General features: G+C 66.7%; 19 protein-coding genes and 1 tRNA gene. 9 read left to right on the top strand and 11 right to left on the bottom strand.

Translation table 11 applies throughout. From position 1 onward, the window contains the following. The first annotated feature begins 22 nt into the window (after positions 1-22). Positions 23-817 (top strand): FecR family protein, encoded by a 795-nt coding sequence (locus tag ASC46_RS06195; RefSeq protein WP_071923736.1) that lies wholly within the window; start codon positions 23-25, stop codon positions 815-817. Positions 818-827: 10 nt separating this feature from the next. On the opposite strand, the gene xth is transcribed toward ASC46_RS06195, so the two are convergent. Next, positions 828-1,610 carry an exodeoxyribonuclease III gene (gene xth / locus ASC46_RS06190; RefSeq protein WP_055458391.1) on the bottom strand — a complete coding sequence of 261 codons (783 nt, stop codon included), beginning with the start codon at positions 1,608-1,610 and terminating at the stop codon, positions 828-830. Positions 1,611-1,707: 97 nt separating this feature from the next. Between xth and ASC46_RS06185 the strand changes: the two genes are divergently transcribed. After that, a complete protein-coding gene (locus tag ASC46_RS06185) occupies positions 1,708-2,385 on the top strand; it encodes a ceramidase domain-containing protein (RefSeq protein WP_055458390.1) in 678 nt (225 codons plus the stop codon). Positions 2,386-2,750: 365 nt separating this feature from the next. Here ASC46_RS06185 and ASC46_RS21505 read toward each other — a convergent pair whose 3' ends face one another. Both ASC46_RS21505 and ASC46_RS06180 read right to left on the bottom strand, forming a co-directional pair. After that, positions 2,751-2,900 (bottom strand): hypothetical protein, encoded by a 150-nt coding sequence (locus ASC46_RS21505; RefSeq protein ID WP_096335192.1) that lies wholly within the window; start codon positions 2,898-2,900, stop codon positions 2,751-2,753. Positions 2,901-2,970: 70 nt separating this feature from the next. Beyond that, entirely contained in the window at positions 2,971-3,603 is a 633-nt protein-coding gene (locus tag ASC46_RS06180) for a MarC family protein (RefSeq protein ID WP_055458389.1), read from the bottom strand. Between the two features lie 279 nt (positions 3,604-3,882). Between ASC46_RS06180 and gyrA the strand changes: the two genes are divergently transcribed. Next, the gene (gene gyrA / locus ASC46_RS06175; protein ID WP_055458388.1) at positions 3,883-6,636 is read left to right on the top strand and encodes a DNA gyrase subunit A; all 2,754 of its coding nucleotides are present in this window, start codon (positions 3,883-3,885) and stop codon (positions 6,634-6,636) included. 105 nt (positions 6,637-6,741) lie between these two features. On the opposite strand, the gene ASC46_RS06170 is transcribed toward gyrA, so the two are convergent. After that, positions 6,742-7,512, bottom strand: coding sequence for a hypothetical protein (locus ASC46_RS06170; protein WP_055458387.1), 771 nt, complete (start codon positions 7,510-7,512; stop codon positions 6,742-6,744). Between the two features lie 367 nt (positions 7,513-7,879). Beyond that, entirely contained in the window at positions 7,880-8,761 is an 882-nt protein-coding gene (locus tag ASC46_RS06165) for a polyphosphate kinase 2 family protein (protein WP_055458386.1), read from the bottom strand. Between the two features lie 81 nt (positions 8,762-8,842). On the opposite strand from ASC46_RS06165, the gene coaD reads away from it, so the two are divergent. The 5 genes from coaD (at position 8,843) to tgt (ending at position 12,938) form a co-directional block, all read left to right on the top strand. Next, positions 8,843-9,346, top strand: a complete 504-nt coding sequence (coaD, locus tag ASC46_RS06160) for a pantetheine-phosphate adenylyltransferase (RefSeq protein ID WP_019402695.1) — start codon at positions 8,843-8,845, stop codon at positions 9,344-9,346. Between the two features lie 24 nt (positions 9,347-9,370). Further along, positions 9,371-9,937 (top strand): peptidylprolyl isomerase, encoded by a 567-nt coding sequence (locus tag ASC46_RS06155; RefSeq protein WP_096335193.1) that lies wholly within the window; start codon positions 9,371-9,373, stop codon positions 9,935-9,937. 67 nt (positions 9,938-10,004) lie between these two features. After that, complete coding sequence (locus ASC46_RS06150; protein WP_055458385.1) at positions 10,005-10,475, top strand: peptidylprolyl isomerase; 471 nt, start codon at positions 10,005-10,007, stop codon at positions 10,473-10,475. Between the two features lie 229 nt (positions 10,476-10,704). Then, entirely contained in the window at positions 10,705-11,802 is a 1,098-nt protein-coding gene (gene queA, locus ASC46_RS06145) for a tRNA preQ1(34) S-adenosylmethionine ribosyltransferase-isomerase QueA (protein WP_055458384.1), read from the top strand. After that, positions 11,799-12,938 (top strand): tRNA guanosine(34) transglycosylase Tgt, encoded by a 1,140-nt coding sequence (gene tgt / locus ASC46_RS06140; protein WP_055458383.1) that lies wholly within the window; start codon positions 11,799-11,801, stop codon positions 12,936-12,938. The genes queA and tgt overlap by 4 nt, the downstream gene beginning before the upstream one ends. 6 nt (positions 12,939-12,944) lie before the next feature. Here the strand turns inward: tgt and ASC46_RS06135 are convergent, their stop codons facing one another. The 6 genes from ASC46_RS06135 to ASC46_RS06110 all read right to left on the bottom strand — a co-directional run bounded on the left by ASC46_RS06135 (position 12,945) and on the right by ASC46_RS06110 (position 17,474). After that, positions 12,945-14,054 (bottom strand): hypothetical protein, encoded by a 1,110-nt coding sequence (locus ASC46_RS06135; protein WP_245280483.1) that lies wholly within the window; start codon positions 14,052-14,054, stop codon positions 12,945-12,947. 32 nt (positions 14,055-14,086) lie between these two features. Continuing rightward, positions 14,087-14,162, bottom strand: a tRNA-Lys gene (locus ASC46_RS06130). A gap of 39 nt (positions 14,163-14,201) precedes the next feature. After that, positions 14,202-15,584, bottom strand: coding sequence for an acetyl-CoA carboxylase biotin carboxylase subunit (accC, locus tag ASC46_RS06125; RefSeq protein WP_055458382.1), 1,383 nt, complete (start codon positions 15,582-15,584; stop codon positions 14,202-14,204). Positions 15,585-15,594: 10 nt separating this feature from the next. Beyond that, positions 15,595-16,080 (bottom strand): acetyl-CoA carboxylase biotin carboxyl carrier protein, encoded by a 486-nt coding sequence (accB, locus tag ASC46_RS06120; protein ID WP_055458381.1) that lies wholly within the window; start codon positions 16,078-16,080, stop codon positions 15,595-15,597. A gap of 19 nt (positions 16,081-16,099) precedes the next feature. Continuing rightward, positions 16,100-16,558 carry a type II 3-dehydroquinate dehydratase gene (gene aroQ, locus ASC46_RS06115; RefSeq protein ID WP_055458380.1) on the bottom strand — a complete coding sequence of 153 codons (459 nt, stop codon included), beginning with the start codon at positions 16,556-16,558 and terminating at the stop codon, positions 16,100-16,102. Between the two features lie 136 nt (positions 16,559-16,694). Beyond that, on the bottom strand, positions 16,695-17,474 hold the full coding sequence (locus tag ASC46_RS06110) for a DsbA family protein (protein ID WP_055458379.1): 780 nt from the start codon (positions 17,472-17,474) through the stop codon (positions 16,695-16,697). Positions 17,475-17,715: 241 nt separating this feature from the next. Between ASC46_RS06110 and ASC46_RS06105 the strand changes: the two genes are divergently transcribed. After that, a complete protein-coding gene (locus tag ASC46_RS06105) occupies positions 17,716-18,876 on the top strand; it encodes a pyridoxal phosphate-dependent aminotransferase (protein WP_055458378.1) in 1,161 nt (386 codons plus the stop codon). The last annotated feature ends 50 nt before the right edge of the window (positions 18,877-18,926 follow it).

The raw sequence follows: 18,926 nt of genomic DNA, 5'->3' as shown, positions 1-18,926 counted from the left end.
GTCAAGCAAAGAGGGGCGCGCGATGGCAAGGTGCACGATTGCCACTGTGGCGGCACTGGCTGCCGGCTTCCTGACGGCGCTCTGCGGGCCCGCAGCGGCCGAGACGGACATCGGCGCGGCCGTGATCGCCGAGCGCCAGGTGTCGGGCAGCCTCAACGGGCGGGTGCGGACCGTCACCGTCGGTTCGGACGTCTTCGCCGACGAGATCATCCGCACCGGCCGGGACAGCGCGGCTCGCCTCGTCTTCCGCGACGAGACGCACTTGATGATGACGGCCAATGCCGTCGTCACGCTCGACCGCTTCGTCTTCAATCCCGACCGGACGGCAACTGAAGCCGTGGTGCGCGCCACCCGCGGCGCCTTCCGCTGGGTGAGCGGCGCCTCGCCCTCCGGCGCGTACGAGATCCGCACGCCGATCGCGACCATCGGCGTACGTGGCACAGTCTTCGATCTTCTTGTCGAGGCCGCCCGCGTCACGGTGGTGCTGCAGACGGGAGCGGTCGAGGTTTGCACGCTCGCGGGCCGCTGTGTCGACATGGTGCGTCCCGCAGACGTCGTCGTCGTCACGCGGACCGGCCTCGTCGGGCCGGTGCCCGGCACGGCGAACACCTTCGACTTCTTCGAGGCCTGCCTGCGGAGCAGCAACCGGGCCCTCTGCCGGCAGGTGGAAGAGGTGCCGTCAAGGCAGCCGATCGAATGGCTCGACCGCAACGGCCCCGCCTCGCCGGGTGATGGAGGCTCCTCACAGGGCGGCAACCGCGGCGGCCAGGGCGGTGGCAATCAAGGAGGCGGCGTACCGGGAAACAACGGGCCGTGAGCCATGGCGTTCACAGATCGAATTCGGCCATGACGGGCACGTGGTCGGACGGCTTGTCCCAGGCGCGCGTGCGCTTGACGATCGTGACGCTCCGGAGCCGGTCGGCCGCCTGCGGCGACAGGAGCAGGTGGTCGATGCGGATGCCATTGTTCTTCTGCCACGCCCCCGCCTGGTAGTCCCAAAAGGTATAGAGGCCCGTGGCATCGGTGGTGGAGCGCAGGGCGTCGTAGAGACCGAGGTTGAGGAGGCCGCGGAACTTCTCCCGCGTTTGCGGCAGGAACAGCGCGTCGTTCACCCACAGCTCCGGCCGGGCTGCATCCTTCGGCTCGGGGATGACGTTGAAGTCGCCCGCGATTACGAAGGGCTCCTCTTCGGCGAGCCGGGTCCGGGCGTGGGCATGGAGCCGGTCCATCCAGGCGAGCTTGTAGCTGTATTTCTCGGACGGCGCGGGATTGCCGTTCGGCAGGTAGATCGCGGCGATGCGCGCCGCGCCTTTCTTGCCCGGCACGAGCGCCTCGACGAAGCGCGCCTGACCGTCATCGTCGTCACCAGGCAGGCGCAGGCGGATGTCCTCCAGCGGCCGCTTGGAGAGGATGGCGACGCCGTTGAAGCTCTTCTGCCCGCACAGCGCGATGTTATAGCCGGTGCCGTCGAGCTCGAGCCGCGGGAAGGCGTCCTCCTGGCACTTCAGCTCCTGCAGGCAGACGACGTCCGGCGCCTCCTCCTTCAGGAAGCGCAGCAGATGCTCCAGCCGCTGCTTGACGGAATTGACGTTCCAGGTGGCGATCCGCATGGCGTGTCGGCTCCGGCGAAGGGGTGTTGCCTCATCGTCATGGAGATGTGACACGGGAGGGACGGCACCGCAATCACGCGAAGGCGAGGGGTGGGGGATGGATCGGTCGTCCTGGCATCAACCGATCGATGCCTATTGCGAGCGCATCGATCCGAGCTTCTGGTCCGAACCCGTCAATGCGCTGACGAACGGCGCCTTCATCCTCGCGGCCATCGCGGCGGGCCTGATCTGGCTGCGGGCGCCGCGGCGGGACTGGCTGGTGGCGGTCCTGATCGTGCTGGCCTTTGCCGTAGGCGTCGGCTCCTTCCTCTTCCACACGGTCGCGACGCGCTGGGCGGCACTCGCCGATGTCGTGCCCATCGCACTGTTCATCATCGTCTATTTCTTCCTCGCCATGCGGCGCTACCTTGAGCTGCCGCTGTGGGCGGCGCTCGCCGTCACGGCGCTGTTTCAGGGATTGTCGATGATGGTGCCAGGATTGTGGCTCGATTTCGCCCGCGCGCAGTTCGGCTACGATCCGCTCAACGGATCGGCCGGCTATCTGCCGGCCGCCGCCGCGATGATCGTCGTCGGGGCCCTCGTATGGCGCTGCAAGCCGGCCGTCGGACGTGCGCTCGTCGGCATCGGCGGCCTCTTCGTCGTCTCGCTGACCTTCCGCAGCATCGATACGCTCGTTTGTGGCGCGTTGCCCCTCGGCACCCATTTCGTGTGGCACCTCGCCAACGGGCTCGTTTTGTTCCTGCTGCTGCGGGTGGCGCTGCCGAGGCCGGCCTGAGCGCTACCAGCGCCTCGTGCAGACGCGCACGCGGCGCGGCCCCCACGGTGTGTCGCGCCAGCGCCAGCGGCAGACCACACGGCCGCGCGGCGGTGGGCCCGGCCGCCAGAAGCAGTCACCCCAGCGGTTGCACACCCAGCGGACGGAGGTAACGGGCCCTTCCGTCCGTTGGGCTGCTCTCGCGCCGTCAGCGGATGGCGCGAGGGGCATGGCCCCGGCCGACGCGCCCAAGCCCAGACCGAGACCCATGCCGAGACAAAGGATTGCTGCCTTGACGCTGTCTCTCATGTGCCGTCTCCCACTCGAGCCTTCCACTTTGCCCCCACGTCGACGGGGCGAGCGGCGCAGCGGGCTGTCCGCCCCATTCAGTTCTTCTCGATCGACACACCGTGCTGACCGATGCTGATCTCCACCCCGTCGGGCTTGCGCTCTTCCTCGTAGAGGCGATAGCCGAGAACGATGACGACGACGCCCAGCGCGCCGACGAGAAGATAAAGCAGGCTTCGTGATGGCATGATACACCCCCGTCCCTTGCATGTCCGGGACGACAACGGGGCCTCAGCCGCATTTGTTCCGCCTGGGTCGTCAGCCGGTCGCAGCGACCGCCTTGATGCCGTCGATGACGAACTGGACCGCGAGGGCGGCAAGGATAACGCCGAGCAGGCGCGTGAGCACGATGTTGCCCGTCGTGCCGAGCAGCCGCGCTATGCTCTTGGCAAGATGGAAGACGACGAGGCAGAGCGCCAGTACCGCGGCAATCATGGCGAGCAGCAGAACGAGCCGCACCGGCTCGCCGCCCGCCTGGCCGGCGATGAGAATCGTGGCGGTGATGGCGCCCGGGCCGGCGAGCAGGGGTATGGCGAGCGGGAAGGCCGCCACGTTACGGATATGGTCCTCGGTGATCGCCGTCTCGGCCGTCGCCGCCTTGCGCGCCGTCCTCAGCTCGAAAACCATCTCGAAGGCGATCCAGAACAGCAGCAGTCCCCCGGCGATGCGGAAGGCCGGCAGGCCGATGCCGAGCGCCTGCAGGAGGAAATCGCCGCCGAGGCCGAAGAAGGCCATGATGCCGAAGGCGATGATGCAGGCGCGCACGGCGACGCGCCGGCTCTCCGCCGCCGTCATGCCACGCGTGAGGCTGAGGAAGATCGGTGCAAGACCCGGCGGATCGAGCGTGACGAGCAGCGTGACGAGTGCCGATGAGATGAATTCCTGCACGATGCCCCCGCATTCTGCCGCTTTTCACGCGCGATTGTGCCGTCGCCGCCGAGGCTTGCGCAAGGCAGTTGGCGCTCCTGCGCCACCGTGCTTCGAGACTTGCGCCGGCCGGCGTCGCAGAAACATCCAAAACCACAACTAAGTGGCTGATTCTGATCGTGGATCAGTTACGGGGCGCGGCGCTTTCGCCTATGGCATTTTGGGGCCGTATGGGCTAGACCCAATGAGACTCATTCCGCCGCGACATCCCCGCCGGCGGAGCATTCACTGCGGACGTGCACCTTGGCGGATCAAGACGACATCGAGAACGGCGGCAGCGACCGCGAGCCGCCCGGCGGCGATATCAAGCCGGTCTCCATCATCGATGAAATGAAGCGCAGCTACCTCGATTACGCCATGAGCGTGATCGTGAGCCGTGCCCTGCCGGATGTGCGCGACGGCCTCAAGCCCGTGCACCGGCGCATCCTCTTCTCGATGCACGAGAACGGCTACACGCCGGACAAGCCCTACCGAAAATCGGCCCGCATCGTCGGTGACGTGATCGGTAAGTATCACCCGCACGGCGACCAGTCGATCTACGACGCCCTCGTGCGCATGGCGCAGGATTTCTCCATGCGCCTGCCGCTCGTCGACGGGCAGGGCAACTTCGGCTCGGTGGACGGCGACCCGCCGGCGGCTATGCGCTATACCGAATCGCGGCTTGCCAGGGCGGCAATGTCCCTGATCGAGGATATCGACAAGGACACGGTCGATTTCAACGACAACTACGACAATACGGAGCAGGAGCCGTCGGTTCTGCCGGCGCGTTTCCCGAACCTGCTCGTCAACGGCGCCGGCGGCATCGCCGTCGGCATGGCCACCAACATCCCGCCGCATAATCTCGGCGAGGTGGTCGATGCCTGTGTCGCCTATATCGACCGGCCCGAGATCACCGACGAGGATCTGATCGAGATCGTGCCCGGCCCGGACTTCCCGACCGCGGCGACGATCCTCGGCCGCTCGGGCATCCGAGCGGCCTACACGACCGGGCGCGGCTCCATCATCATGCGTGCCCGGAGCGTGGTGGAGGAGGTGCGCAAGGACCGCGAGGCAATCGTCGTCACGGAAATTCCGTACCAGGTGAACAAGGCGGCGCTGATCGAGAAGATCGCCGATCTGGTACGCGAGAAGCGCATCGAAGGCATTTCGGACCTGCGCGACGAATCCGACCGCGACGGCATGCGCATCGTCATCGAACTGAAGCGCGATGCGGTGGCGGACGTCGTCCTCAACCAGCTCTACCGCTACACGCCCATGCAGACGAGCTTCGGCGCCAACATGGTGGCGTTGAACGGCGGCCGGCCGGAGGTGATGACGCTGCGCGACATGATCGTCGCCTTTGTCGATTTCCGTGAGGAGGTGGTCTCCCGCCGCACAAAGTTCCTGCTCAACAAGGCGCGCGATCGCGCCCACGTGTTGGCGGGTCTTGCCATTGCCGTCGCCAATATCGACGAGGTCATCCACCTCATCCGCACGGCGCCGGACCCGAACTCGGCGCGCGAGGCGCTGATGGCGCGCGACTGGCCGGCCGGCGACGTCGCGCCGCTCATCGCCCTTATCGACGATCCGCGCCACCGGGTGAGCGAGAACGGCACCTATCGCCTGTCGGAGACGCAGGCGCGTGCCATCCTCGACCTGCGCCTGCAGCGCCTGACGGCCCTCGGCCGCGACGAGATCGCCGACGAGCTCAACAAGCTCGCCGAGGAGATCAGCGACTATCTCGACATCCTGCGCTCGCGCGCGCGCATCATGGGCATCGTGAAGGACGAACTCGCCGCCGTGCGCGATGCCTTCGCCACCCCGCGCAAGACCGAGATCCTCGACTGGGCGGCGGATGTAGAGGACGAGGATCTCATCCAGCGCGAGGACATGGTCGTCACCGTCAGCCATGCCGGCTACATCAAGCGCGTGCCGCTGACGACCTACCGGGCCCAGCGGCGCGGCGGCAAGGGCCGCAGCGGCATGCAGACGCGCGACGAGGATTTCGTCTCGCGCCTTTTTGTCGCCAGCACGCACACGCCAGTGCTCTTCTTCTCCTCGCATGGCCAGGTGTACAAGGAGAAGGTGTGGCGCCTGCCGCTTGCGGCGCCGAACGCCCGCGGCAAGGCGCTCATCAACATGCTGCCGCTCGACGAGGGCGAGCGCATCACCACCATTATGCCCCTGCCGGAGGACGAGGCGAACTGGGCGTCGCTCGACGTGATGTTCGCCACGGCGCGCGGCAACGTCAGGCGCAACAAGCTGTCCGACTTCGTGCAGGTGAACCGCGCCGGCAAGATCGCCATGAAGCTTGACGAGGGGGATTCCATCGTCGATGTGCAAATCTGCACCGAGCATGACGACGTGCTGCTGACGACGGCGCTCGGCCAGTGCATTCGCTTCCCGGTGCCGGAGGTGCGCGTCTTCAAGGGCCGCGATTCGACCGGCGTGCGCGGTATCTCGCTCGGCGATGGGGACAAGGTCATCTCGCTCGCCATCCTGCGCCATATGGATGCGACGGCGGACGAGCGCGCGGCCTATCTCAAGCTCGCCAATGCCGCCCGCCGCGCGGCCAACGGTGACGGCGCGGAGGAAGAGCTGGATGTGGAGGAGGGCTCGGCCGACAGCGCCTTGTCGCAGGAGCGCTATGCGCTCATGGGCGCGGCCGAGCAGTTCATTCTCACGATCTCGGAGAACGGCTACGGCAAGCGTTCATCGGCCTACGAGTACCGGGTCACCGGCCGCGGCGGCAAGGGCATCGTGGCGATGGCCGTCAACGGTCGCAACGGATCGCTGGTGGCGTCCTTCCCCGTCGAGGCGAGCGACCAGATCATGCTGGTGACCGACGGCGGCCAGCTCATCCGCTGCCCGGTCGACGGCATTCGCATCGTCGGCCGCTCCAGCCAGGGCGTCATCGTCTTCAACACGGCCGAGGACGAGCGCGTTGTCTCCGTTGAAGGCATCAGCGACGAGAGCGAGGATGGGGGCGATGGCGGGGAGGCCTCGACCGAGGCGTGATATGCGTCAATGCCTGCAGCGGGGGCGAAGGCTCGACGCTGCAGGCAGGGACAGGCATGCAACGGAATGTGTGCAAGGGAAAGGGGTGTGCCGCCCCCTGCCTGCCTAGACCTCGAACAGCCGTCCCAGTTCTCCGATGTCCTCCAGATCCTGGAGCAGTGCCGGAGCGTCTGCTGCGTCTTCGGCCAGCTCTGCCGAAGCATTTGTTTCGTCCGCTATGGCCCGGCCGTCCGAAGCGACGGAATCGGCTTTCGTCCGCGGGGTATAGCCTGCAATCTCGATGCCATTCTGGACCGATTCCTCCCTGAGAATGCTCAGGAAGTCAGCGGCGTCCAGCTTTCCGGTGCCGAGTTCTCCGAGCGTGTATGAGCCATCCGGCGAAACAGTTATTTCGTTTGTGCTGACGATATCCGTCGTGACCTTCGGATTGAGCATGAGCTCTGCAAGCGGATATCCTTTTCCGTTGCGTCCTTCCTGCCCCAGTGCGGTCAGGATGCTCGTATTGCGATTGTCGGGACCGGAAGCCCAGATGATCTTTCCCCCACCAGCCTCGTTGACCTGCCTGGCGAGATCGTCCACCAGCTTGTAGCCGTCGACGCCTCCGTTCAGGCGATTGTTCAAGCTGCTGCCGTTCAAATGGACCATCGTGCGGTTCGCGTAGATGCCGTCGGGCTGCCGGTCCGTGAGGACCAGCAGGGCGGAACAGGACGTCAACCGATTGGTTTCCAATGCCGTGCTGGCATCATGCGCGGCCGCCCAGTAATTTATCGGGACGTAGGCCGCAGCGTCCCCGTCGCCATTGCGCTTGGCTCTGCCCGGCGCGGCCACGGCGCTGGTGAACAGGTCGTTCTGAGTTCGGCCATTCGCTGCCGACATCGCCGGGGACGAAGCCGCTTGGCTTGTTTCCGACCATGCTTTTGCTTCTTCTGGGAGTGTTCCTGGTGTGATGTGTCTGTAATGGTTTGAATATTTAAAATTGTTATGTATCATATCATTCTCACATAATCTCATTTGTTAATTGATGCGGGGAATTTGATATTGAATAATGCGCGGCTCCGGCTTGAATGGTAGCCGAGCGGGAGCGATCAGGAACCATTCGACCGTGTGAAAACTGAATGCGCGATGCCGCGCCTTGTTTGAGCTTCCATCTGGTCGCTGTGCCGCGCAGGCGTCCGCCTGTGCGGCGCTGGCATTGCCCGCCGATGGACTGGTCCTTTCCGTCGGAGCCGAAGGCGAGGGAGTCTCAATCGTTGTCGAGGGCCTTGCGGATGCCGGCGAGCTTCTCGCGGGTTGCCGCCGAGACGAGCGGGAAGGCGAGGTCGAGCTTGCGCATCTCGCTGATGATGGCGGCCATGACGGTGACGCGGGTGAACCACTTGTCGTCGGCCGGCACCACGTACCATGGCGCCTGCTCGGTCGCCGTGGCGCGGATGGCGGCCTCGTAGGCCTGCATGTAGGCGTCCCAGTGTTGGCGCTCGTCGACATCCTTCACGTCGAATTTCCAGTTCTTGGACGGGTCGTCGATGCGGGCGATGAGTCGCTTCTTCTGCTCTTCCTTGGAGACGTTGAGGAAGAACTTCAGAACCTTCGTGCCGTTGCGCGACAGGTAGTCCTCGAACAGGCGGATGTCCTTCAGCCGCTCATCCCAGATGGACCCGGTGACGAGGCGCGTCGGCAGTCGTTGCCGCGCGAGGATCTCCGGGTGAACGCGCACCACCAGCACCTCTTCGTAGTACGAGCGGTTGAAGATGCCGATGCGGCCGCGCTCCGGCAGCCGGCAGGTGGTGCGCCACAGGAAATCATGGTCGAGTTCCTCGTCGGAGGGAGCCTTGAACGGATGCACCTGGCAACCCTGCGGGTTGATGCCGGACATCACATGCTTGATCGCCCCGTCCTTGCCGGCGGCGTCCATCGCCTGAAAGATGAGCAGGATTGACCATTCGTTCTGGGCGAAGAGCTTTTCCTGCATCTCGCGCATGTGGGAGATGCCCTCGTCGAGCTTTGCCTTGGCTGCGGCCTTGCTGATGTCGAAGCCGTTGGTGTCGCGCGGGTCGTGTTTCGACAGTCGGAACTTGCTTCCGTCGGTGATGCGGAAGGGGGCAAGGAAGGCGTCGATGTCCGGCATGGGCGACTCCCGCAGCAGGAAAGGACTAGGATAACGGGCCCGGCCGGTTTATCCAGCGCAGGGCGCCGCCAGGGAGATTCCATGTCCGTACGCACCGCTCTCTATGCCGGCTCGTTCGATCCCGTCACCAACGGGCATCTCGATGTCGTGCGCAATGCCTGCCGCCTCGTCGACAGGCTCGTCATCGCCATCGGCATCCATCCGGGCAAGGCGCCGCTGTTTGCCGCCGAGGAACGGGCGGAGATGCTGGAGGAGGAGTGCGGGCCGCTGGCGCAGGAGCAGGGGGCCGAGCTCGCCGTCGTCACCTTCTCCGATCTCGTGGTGGAGGCGGCGCGCCGCAACGGCGCGAGCCTGCTCATCCGCGGGCTGCGCGACGGCACCGATCTCGATTACGAGATGCAGATGGCGGGCATGAACGAGGTCCTGGCGCCAGACGTGCAGACCGTCTTCCTGCCGGCTTCTCCCATCGTGCGCCCCATCACCGCCACGCTCGTGCGCCAGATCGCGGCCATGGGCGGCGATGTCTCGCGTTTCGTGCCTCACCGGGTGGCCGCCCGCCTTCAAAGACGTTTCGCCGGCGGCTGAGCCGGCCCGGATCAGGAGAGCCTCATGCCGCGTTTGCTGCTCGCGCTTGCCGCCTTCATGTCCCTCATCGTCGCGCCCGCGCTCGTGACGCCGGCCATGGCGCAGGCGAAGCTCGACCCCGAGAACACGATCTATCTCGACACCAAGGACGGGCGCGTCACCATCCGCCTCAGGCCAGATCTCGCGCCGATGCACGTTGAGCAGATCAAGAAGCTGACGCGGGCCGGCTTCTATGACGGCATCGTCTTCCACCGCGTCATTGACGGCTTCATGGCTCAGACCGGCGACCCGACGGGCACCGGCACCGGCGGCTCGCAGTTGCCGGACCTGCCGGCCGAGTTCTCCAACGCCCCCTTCAAGCGCGGCACGCTCGGCATGGCGCGGGCGCAGGATCCAAACTCTGCCAACTCGCAGTTCTTCATCTGCTTCGACGATGCGTCCTTCCTCAACGGCCAGTACACCGTCTTCGGCGAGGTTGTCTCGGGCATGGATGTGGTCGACAAGATCAAGAAGGGCAGCAAGGCCCGCAACGGCGCGGTCGACAACCCGGACAAGATCGTCCGCATGCAGGTCGCCGCAGACGCCAAGTGAAAGGCGCCCTGCAGACCCGGATGCCGGACCGGGGCGATTCACGGCTCGTTCAACCAGGAGACAAGAGATGACGACCGATCCCGAAAACACCATCGTCATGGAGACCACGAAGGGCCGCGTCGTCATCGCGCTGCGGCCGGATCTCGCGCCGAACCACGTGGCACGTATCAAGGAGTTGGCGCGGGCCGGCTTCTATGACGGCATCGTCTTCCACCGCGTCATCGACGGCTTCATGGCCCAGGTCGGTTGCCCGCACGGCACCGGCACCGGCGGCTCGGACCTGCCGGACCTGAAGGCCGAGTTCAACGCGGAGCCGCACGTGCGCGGCACCTGCTCGATGGCCCGTACCCAGAATCCCAACTCCGCCAACTCGCAGTTCTTCATCTGCTTCGACGACGCGCGCTTCCTCGACCGGCAGTACACCGTCTGGGGCAAGGTCGTCGAAGGCATGGAGAACGTCGACCAGCTGAAGCGCGGCGAGCCCGTGCGTGACCCCGACAGCATCGTCTCGATGCGTGTCGTGGCCGACGCAGCGTGACGTCCTGAAGCCTGGAGCCAAGGGGCGAGCCATTTGGCTCCAGGCAAGAGCCGCGTCGTAGCCGGGCTTCGACGCGTGGATGTCCGCGACAGCCGCAAGCATGATGCGGCCTTCATGCCAGGCTCCGCGAGTAGGACCGCCGCCGAATGTCAAACGATGCACTGGCAAGCCTGCCCCTCACCGCTTAAGTCCTGCCGCGAAGAACCTTCGTTTCACCCAGGAAGAACCGTTGCGCGTCGATCTGTTCGACTTCGAACTGCCCGATGAGAGCATCGCCCTGCGGCCGGCGAGCCCGCGCGACAGCGCGCGCATGCTCGTGGTGCGTCCCGATGGAGAAAGGCTGCTCGCGGATCGGATCGTACGCGAACTGCCGGATTTGCTGGCGCCGGGCGATGTGCTCGTCCTCAACGACACTCGCGTCATCCCGGCGCGTCTTGCCGGCATCCGCGTGCGCGGCGAGGCCGTGTCCCACGTCGAGGTGACGCTTCACAAGCGCGAGGGCGCCGATCTCTGGCGCGCCTTTGCCCGCCCCGGCAAGCGCCTCAAGGTAGGCGACCGCATCCGCTTCGGCGAGGAGGGCGAGAACATGGCCTGCCTGCTCGCCGCCCTCGATGCGGAGGTAGAAGAGAAGAGCGACGGTGGCGAGGTGCTGCTGCGCTTTGCCTTCTCGGGGCCGGCGCTCGACGAGGCGATTGCCCGCCTCGGCCATGTGCCGCTGCCGCCCTACATCGCCTCGAAGCGGCCTGACGATGCCGCAGACCTCAGGGATTACCAGACCATCTACGCTCGCCACGACGGCGCCGTCGCTGCGCCGACCGCGGGCCTCCACTTCACGGACGAGCTTTTCTGCGCGCTCGATACGCGCGGCATCGCGCGGCGCTTCGTGACGTTGCACGTCGGCGCCGGTACCTTCCTGCCGGTCAAGGCTGAAGATACGCGCGATCATCGCATGCACGCCGAATGGGGCACCATCGACGACGCGACGGCTGCCGCGCTGAATGCCGCGCGCGCCGAGGGGCGGCGTATCGTTGCCGTCGGCACGACGGCCCTGCGCCTGCTCGAAAGCGCCGTGCGCCCGGACGGTACCTTCGAGGCATGGCGCGGGGACACGTCGATCTTCATCACGCCGGGCTATCGCTTTCGCGCCGTCGATGTGCTGATGACCAACTTCCACCTGCCGCGCTCGACGCTCTTCATGCTGGTCTGTGCCTTCGCCGGCATGGAGACGATGAAGGCGGCTTATGCCCACGCCATCGCGGCGGGCTATCGCTTCTATTCCTATGGCGATGCCAGTCTGCTCTTCCGCGCGCCGGAGCCGCCAGCATGACCGTTTCCTTCACCTTCACCCCCGGCAAGACGAGCGGCTCCGCCCGAACAGGCGAGATCCGCATGCCGCGGGGTGTCATCCGCACACCGGCCTTCATGCCCGTGGGCACGGCAGCCACCGTCAAGGCCATGTATCCCGACCAGGTGAAGGCGCTGGGGGCGGACGTCGTCCTCGGCAACACCTATCACCTCATGCTCCGTCCGGGGGCCGAGCGGGTGGCCGCGCTCGGCGGCCTGCACAAGTTCATGAACTGGCCCTATCCGATCCTGACGGATTCCGGTGGTTTCCAGGTCATGTCGCTGGCACAGCTCCGCAAGATCGATGAGAACGGCGTCACCTTCCAGTCCCATCTCGACGGGTCGACGCATGTTCTCACGCCCGAACGCTCCATCGAGATCCAGGGCCTGCTCGGCTCCGACATCCAGATGCAGCTCGACGAATGCGTGAAGCTGCCGTGCGAGGAGGCAGTGGCGGAGAAGGCGATGCGCCTCTCCCTGCGCTGGGCCGAGCGCTGCAAGGTCGCCTTCGGCACGCAGCCCGAGCGGGCGTTGTTCGGCATCGTGCAGGGCGGCGAGGTCCCGCGTCTGCGCATCGAGAGCGCGCGCGAACTCGTCGACATGGGGCTCGACGGCTATGCCATCGGCGGCCTTGCTGTGGGCGAACCGCAGCCTGTCATGCTCGCCATGATCGAGACCGTGATGCCTCATCTCCCGGCCGGCAAGCCGCGCTATCTCATGGGCGTCGGTACACCGGACGATATCGTCGAAGCCGTGCGTCGCGGCATCGACATGTTCGACTGCGTCATGCCCACGCGGGCTGGCCGGCACGGCCTCGCCTATACCCGCTTCGGCCGCATCAATCTGCGCAATGCCTGCCATGCCGAGGATTCACGGCCGCTCGACCCCGATTCCAAGTGCCCGGCCTCGAACACCTACAGCCGCGCGTATCTGCACCACCTCGTCAAGGCGGGCGAGATCCTCGGCATGATGCTGCTGACGTGGAACAATCTCGCCTATTATCAGGATCTCATGTCCGGCCTGCGCCGCGCCATTGCGGACGACCGTCTCGACGACTTCATCGCCGAGACGAAGGCAGCCTGGGCGCGCGGCGAGAAGGGCGGGGACGCCACCGCCTGAGCCGCCTCACCAGACGGGCGAGCCGGGGGTAACGAAGAAGCCGTCGTCAGCCTCCGTCGCCCCGCCCATGGCTGCCGCCAGCGTCTCCTCGATGCGCCGCGCGATGCCGATGCGATAGTGCATCGGATCCCAGTAGTTGCTGTCCTCACGCGTCACGGGCGACGATCGGCGGAAATCGAGGAGCAGCGCGCCGTGGCGCTGCGCAATCTCGGCGAGCATGGCCTTGCAGGCCTCCTCGTGCATGACGGCCTTGCTGCCTGGCCGCGGCTGCACGGCGACATGCACCGGCGGCAGCAGGATCATCTTGCGCGTCGTGGCCGGTGCGCGTGCGAGCATGGCATCGAGCCATGCGAGCGCCGGAAAGCGCCAGCTCTTACGCTCCGCCTCGCTCACCGTCTCGGCGGGCACGACGGATGTCACGGCCTCGGGGGCATGCCCCTGCCAGATGTGCATGCGCGCGCGGGAAAGGTCGTAGGTGTCCTCCGGCGGCACGAAGACCTCGTAGCCGTCGCCGCGGATGCGCTCGTCCATGAGGCCGAGCCGATAGGCTGCCACCCGCAGGGCGATCTCGAGATTCTTGGAATTGAAGAGATGGGCCCAGTCGTTGAGCCGGTCGTCGTCGTAGAGCCAGGGCGGGAAGGGGCGGGGCGTCAGGCGCTTGGCCTCGCTGTCGGCGTCGCGGTCGCACCAGGGCGCGTCGATGCCGAAGACGAGCGTCCCCGGCGCCGGCGTATGGCGCAGGAACAGGTTGGCGATCTGCATCTGTTCCCATGGCGTGGCGGCATTCATCGCAAGATTGGCGAAGCGCCCGCCGAGGAGCTTATCGAGCCGCTGCGGATCGAGGAGACGTACGGTCGAAGTCCCGAAGACGGCGGAGGAATAACGTCCGCTGCGCACGATTTGCGGATAGACGTAGCGCTGGTTGATGTCCATGAGCGGACCCGGCTCGCCCGCGCCGCGCCTGACGCCGTAGGGATCGAAGCCGGCGATGACGCCATAGGTCAGCGCGGCGAACGCGAGCGTGGCGAGGACGAAGGTGAGGCTGAAGCGCCTCGCGACCGTCTCGTCCTTGGGGCCGCCGGGCCTGTCCGGCGGCATGCCTGCGCCTGATGTCATCTGCAATCCCTTGCCGGTCAGGGACTTGGCGGTGGTGAGCGCGCTGGGGCTCGAACCCAGGACCTACTGATTAAAAGTCAGTTGCTCTACCGGCTGAGCTACGCGCTCGCTCTGGTCCGCCTCAGATACGGGGAACGCCGGGGGCGGTCAACCACCTTGGCCCTGTGCTGCGGAGCTTTCGAGATCGAGTCCACCGCTGCGCAGGAAGCCCTCGAGCCAGTGGATGTCGTAAAGCCCGTTCTGGATGTCCTGGTTGCGCACCAGCGTGCGGAACAGCGGCAGCGTCGTGTCGATGCCGTCGACGACGAACTCGTCGAGCGCGCGGCGCAGGCGCATCAGGCACTCGTTGCGCGAGCGGCCGTGCACGATCAGCTTGCCGACGAGCGAATCGTAATGCGGCGGAATGCGGTAGCCCTGGTAGACCGCCGAATCAACGCGCACGCCGAGGCCACCGGGCGGATGATAATAGGTGATCGTGCCGGGCGAGGGACGGAAGGTCGCCGGATGTTCGGCATTGATGCGGCACTCGATGGCATGGCCCTCGATCTGCACATCCTCCTGGCGGATGGACAGGGGATGGCCGGCGGCGATGCGAATCTGCTCGATCACGAGATCGATGCCGGTGATCATCTCCGTCACCGGATGCTCCACCTGGATACGGGTGTTCATCTCGATGAAGTAGAACTCGCCGTTCTCGTAGAGAAACTCGACCGTGCCAGCCCCGAGATAGCCGAGCTTCTTCATCGCGTCGGCGACGATGGACCCGATCCGGTCGCGCTCGGCGCGGTTGAGGGCGGGCGAGGGACCTTCCTCCCACACCTTCTGGTGCCGCCGCTGCAGCGAGCAATCGCGCTCGCCGAGGTGGATGGCGCCGCCCTGGCCGTCGCCGAGCACCTGCAGCTCGATGTGTCGCGGCTTCTCGAGATATTTCTCGATATAGACGGCATCGTCGCCAAAGGCCGCCTTCGCCTCCGCGCGCGCGGTCTGCAAGGCGTGCGGCAGCTCATCGGCGTTGCGGGCCACCTTCATGCCGCGCCCGCCGCCACCGGCCGCCGCCTTGATGAGGACGGGAAAGCCGATCTCGGCCGCGACGCGCCGGGCCTCGTCGTCGTCGCTGATGCCGCCCTCCGAGCCCGGCACGCAGGGAATGCCGAGGCGCTTTGCCGTGCGCTTGGCCTCGATCTTGTCGCCCATAAGCCGGATGTGTTCGGCCTTGGGGCCGATGAAGGTGATGTTGTGGTCGCTCAGCATCTCGGCGAAGCGGGCGTTCTCGGACAGAAAGCCGTAGCCGGGATGGACCGCATCGGCGCCCGTGATCTCGCAGGCCGAGATGAGCGCCGGCATGTTGAGATAGCTGTCGCGCGCGGTGGGCGGGCCGATGCACACGCTCTCGTCGGCGAGGCGCACATGCATGGCATCGGCGTCGGCTGTCGAATGGACGGCGACAGTGGCGATGCCGAGCTCCTTGCAGGCCCGAAGGATGCGCAGGGCAATTTCGCCGCGATTGGCGATGAGGACCTTGTCGAACATGCGGAGAGCCTCACTCGATGACGAGGAGCGGCTCGCCATACTCCACCGGCTGCCCGTCCTCGACCAGGATCGCCGTGACCGTGCCGGAGCGTGGCGCCAGGATGTCGTTGAAGGTCTTCATGGCCTCGACCAGGAGCAGCTTGTCGCCGGCCTCGACGCGCGCACCCACCTCCACGAAGGGCTTCGCCTCCGGCGAGGGGCGGCGATAGGCGGTGCCGACCATCGGCGAGGTGACGGCGCCGGGGTGATCGGCGCCCGGCTTGCCGGCCGGCGGCGCCGGCGGGGCGGCGACCGGTGCCGGAGCGGGATTGTGGGCGACGGCAGCGACCGGGGCGGCAGCCACGGGAACGGACACGTTCGCCGTCAGGTGGCGTGCGACGCGGATGCGCAGATCGCCCTTTTCCACCTCAATCTCGGAGAGATCGGTGTCGGCGATCAGCTGCGCGAGCTCGCGCACGAGGCTCGGGTCGATCGGGTTCTGTTTTGCGGTGGCCATCGTCTGAATGTCCGTTCGATCAGTTGCCATCGGCACCGTGGCGCTGCCTCAGGATGCGCACGATGGCATCAAGCGCGAGCTCGTAGCTCACCGGGCCGAAGCCGCAGATGACGCCGGCGCAGACGGGCGCGATGGTGGAGTGATGTCGAAAGGCCTCTCGGGCGTGCACGTTCGACAGGTGGACCTCGATCGCCACCGCATCGACAGCCTTGATGGCATCGCGCAGGGCAATGGAGGTGTGGGTATAGGCCGCGGCATTGAGCACGATGCCGGCGCCGGCAAGGCCCGCCTCGTGGATGAATTCGACGAGTTCGCCCTCGACATTCGACTGCCGGCAGGTGACATCAGCGCCGAGGCGAGCGCCGAGTTCGACCAGGCGCTGCTCGATCGCGGCCAGCGTCAGGGAGCCGTAGGTCTGTGGCTCGCGAACGCCAAGAAGGTTGAGATTGGGACCGTTGATGATGTGAACGGCGACCATGGGCTCTCTATGCCGTGGCGGACGACGCGGCCGGGACGGCGCGCGAACCCGGCCCTCTTAGCGCGAAGCGCGTGGGAAAGGAAGACTTTGCGCGCGAAAGCCGCCTCGCGGCGCACGCTGCTTTGCGACGCCGTGCTCAGCACTCGCTCTTGCCGCACGTGCGCATGGCTGCGATGCGCTGCTTGATCGGTTCGGCGCCGACCGCGCCAGGGATGATCGCATCGCCGATGACGAAGGCGGGAGTGCCGGTCAGAGACAGCTTATCGCCAAGTTCCAGCGTCTCGGCCAGCGCCTCGCGGATCTTCGGCGACTCCATGTCCTTCTGCAGGCGCGCGAGGTCGAGGCCCATCTCTTTGGCGACGGCCATCGCCCGATCCTTGCCCACCCGGCCACGCGAGTTCATGAGACGGGTGTGGAACTCGAAGTACTTGTCGCCGTCGAGCTGCTCCCGGACGGCGAGGGCGACAACGGAAGCATCGACCGAATCGGCCCCGAGGATCGGCAGGTCGCGCAGGACGACGCGCAGCTTGGGGTCCGCCTTCGTCAGGGCCACGACATCGCCTACGGCCCGCTTGCAGTAGCCGCAGTTGTAGTCAAAGAACTCGACAAGCGTGACGTCGCCCTCGGGATTGCCGACGACGATGCCGTGCGGCGACTGCGTCAGCGCCTCGGAATGGCTGGCGAGCGCCTGCTTTTGCGCATCCTCCTGCGCCTGCTGCTGCCGGCGCTCGAGCTCGACCAACGCCTCCTGCAGGACCTCCGGGTTCTGGATGAGATACTCGCGGATGATTTTCTCGATGCCCGCCCGATCCTGAGTGGAAATGGTGTCCGACTGCGCCGAGGCTCCGAAGGCCGTGAGGCTGGTGGCGAGCCCGCAGGCGAGGAGGACGGGAGCGAACGAGCGAAGAGCGATCATGTTGGATTCCTGAACCGGGATGGAGCAGCTTTTCCGGCTCAGGGAGCACGGAAGGACGCCAAGATCAATTCACCAGCGCGTCAGTGCGCCAACACCGCGTCATTTCTGGGGCATCGGGACTGGCGGGGGGCAAACGGCCGCAGGCAGCCTCCGTCAGCGAGCGCCGCGATGCCGGCCGCGGCGTTGCCATCGGCCCGGCGGGCGGTTAATCCCGCGGGAGACCTGACCCGAGAGCCTGTCCATGCCGCTCCCTCCATTGCCCGCCCGTCTCAGTCGCGTGTCGTCATTCCTCGCCATGGACGTGCTCGCCGCCGCCAGGACGAAGGAGCGCGCAGGCGGGGACGTGGTGCACATGGAGGTCGGGCAGCCGTCCGCGCCGGCGCCGCGCCGGGTGCGGGAGGTCGCGCGCGCGGCGCTCGAAACCGGCCGGATCGGCTACACGGAGGCGCTCGGCCTGCCGTCCCTGCGCGAGCGCATCGCCCGGCACTATCGCGATGCCTATGGCGTCGACGTGGCGCCCGAGCGCGTCGTCGCGACCACCGGCTCCTCGGCGGGCTTCGTGCTCGCCTTCCTCGCCCTGTTCGAGCCCGGCGCGCGCGTCGCCATCACGGCGCCCGGCTATCCGGCCTATCGCAACATCTTCGCGGCGCTCGGCATCGAGCCCGTCGACATCGCCGTCGATGCCGCAAGCGGCTGGGTGATGACGGCCGAGGCCGTGGAGCGGGCCCATCGGGAGGCGCCGCTCGCCGGCGTGCTGGTGATGAGCCCGGCCAATCCCTCCGGCACCATGATGGGGCGCGAGGCGCTGGCCCGCCTCGCCGACACCTGCCGACGCTCCGGCATCTGGTTCATCTCCGACGAGATCTATCACGGGCTGACCTACGACGCGCCGGCCGAGACGGCGCTCGCCGTCCATGACGACGCCCTGATCGTCAACTCGTTCTCCAAATATTACTGCATGACGGGCTGGCGCATCGGCTGGCTCGTGGTGCCCCATGCCCTCGTGCGTCCTGTCGAGACGCTGGCGCAGAACCTCTACATCTCGCCGCCCTATCTCAGCCAGGTGGCGGCCGAGGCGGCCTTCGACGCCGTCGAGGAGCTCGAGGCGATCAAGGCCGGCTATGCGGCCAATCGCGCCTTCCTGCTCGAGGAGCTGGCGGCGATCGGCCTCGGCGAGGGGCCGCCCGTCGACGGGGCATTCTACATCTACCGCGACGTCGCACGCTTCACGAACGATTCGCTCGCCTTCTGCCGCCGCATGCTGGAGGAGACGGGCGTCGCGGCGACGCCGGGCCTCGATTTCGACCCGGACAGGGGCGCGCGATTCGTTCGCTTCTCCTTTGCCGGCTCGATGGAGGATTGCCGCCAGACGGTGGCGAGGCTGCGCGCCTGGCTGCGCTGAGGGCGCCGCCCGCCGCTCGGGCGCTGCGCCACCTGCAGCTTTTCGCCGCC

It is taken from the genome of Chelatococcus sambhunathii, from assembly GCF_001418005.1.
GTDB classification, from domain to species: Bacteria; Pseudomonadota; Alphaproteobacteria; order Rhizobiales; family Beijerinckiaceae; genus Chelatococcus_A; species Chelatococcus_A sambhunathii.
Note: the sequence above shows the minus strand (reverse complement) of the source record. Positions and strands in the feature narration are given on the sequence as shown.

Bases quoted from the DNA above. Each gene is read 5' to 3' on its own strand.
- ASC46_RS21505 (WP_096335192.1), bottom strand. From the start codon at position 2,900: ATGCCATCACGAAGCCTGCTTTATCTTCTCGTCGGCGCGCTGGGCGTC.
- ASC46_RS06150 (WP_055458385.1), top strand. From the start codon at position 10,005: ATGACGACCGATCCCGAAAACACCATCGTCATGGAGACCACGAAGGGC.
- coaD (WP_019402695.1), top strand. From the start codon at position 8,843: ATGTCCGTACGCACCGCTCTCTATGCCGGCTCGTTCGATCCCGTCACC.
- ASC46_RS06195 (WP_071923736.1), top strand. From the start codon at position 23: ATGGCAAGGTGCACGATTGCCACTGTGGCGGCACTGGCTGCCGGCTTC.
- xth (WP_055458391.1), bottom strand. From the start codon at position 1,610: ATGCGGATCGCCACCTGGAACGTCAATTCCGTCAAGCAGCGGCTGGAG.
- accC (WP_055458382.1), bottom strand. From the start codon at position 15,584: ATGTTCGACAAGGTCCTCATCGCCAATCGCGGCGAAATTGCCCTGCGC.
- accB (WP_055458381.1), bottom strand. From the start codon at position 16,080: ATGGCCACCGCAAAACAGAACCCGATCGACCCGAGCCTCGTGCGCGAG.
- ASC46_RS06155 (WP_096335193.1), top strand. From the start codon at position 9,371: ATGCCGCGTTTGCTGCTCGCGCTTGCCGCCTTCATGTCCCTCATCGTC.
- ASC46_RS06185 (WP_055458390.1), top strand. From the start codon at position 1,708: ATGGATCGGTCGTCCTGGCATCAACCGATCGATGCCTATTGCGAGCGC.
- ASC46_RS06170 (WP_055458387.1), bottom strand. From the start codon at position 7,512: ATGTCGGCAGCGAATGGCCGAACTCAGAACGACCTGTTCACCAGCGCC.
- ASC46_RS06105 (WP_055458378.1), top strand. From the start codon at position 17,716: ATGCCGCTCCCTCCATTGCCCGCCCGTCTCAGTCGCGTGTCGTCATTC.
- ASC46_RS06110 (WP_055458379.1), bottom strand. From the start codon at position 17,474: ATGATCGCTCTTCGCTCGTTCGCTCCCGTCCTCCTCGCCTGCGGGCTC.
- aroQ (WP_055458380.1), bottom strand. From the start codon at position 16,558: ATGGTCGCCGTTCACATCATCAACGGTCCCAATCTCAACCTTCTTGGC.
- ASC46_RS06165 (WP_055458386.1), bottom strand. From the start codon at position 8,761: ATGCCGGACATCGACGCCTTCCTTGCCCCCTTCCGCATCACCGACGGA.
- tgt (WP_055458383.1), top strand. From the start codon at position 11,799: ATGACCGTTTCCTTCACCTTCACCCCCGGCAAGACGAGCGGCTCCGCC.
- ASC46_RS06135 (WP_245280483.1), bottom strand. From the start codon at position 14,054: ATGACATCAGGCGCAGGCATGCCGCCGGACAGGCCCGGCGGCCCCAAG.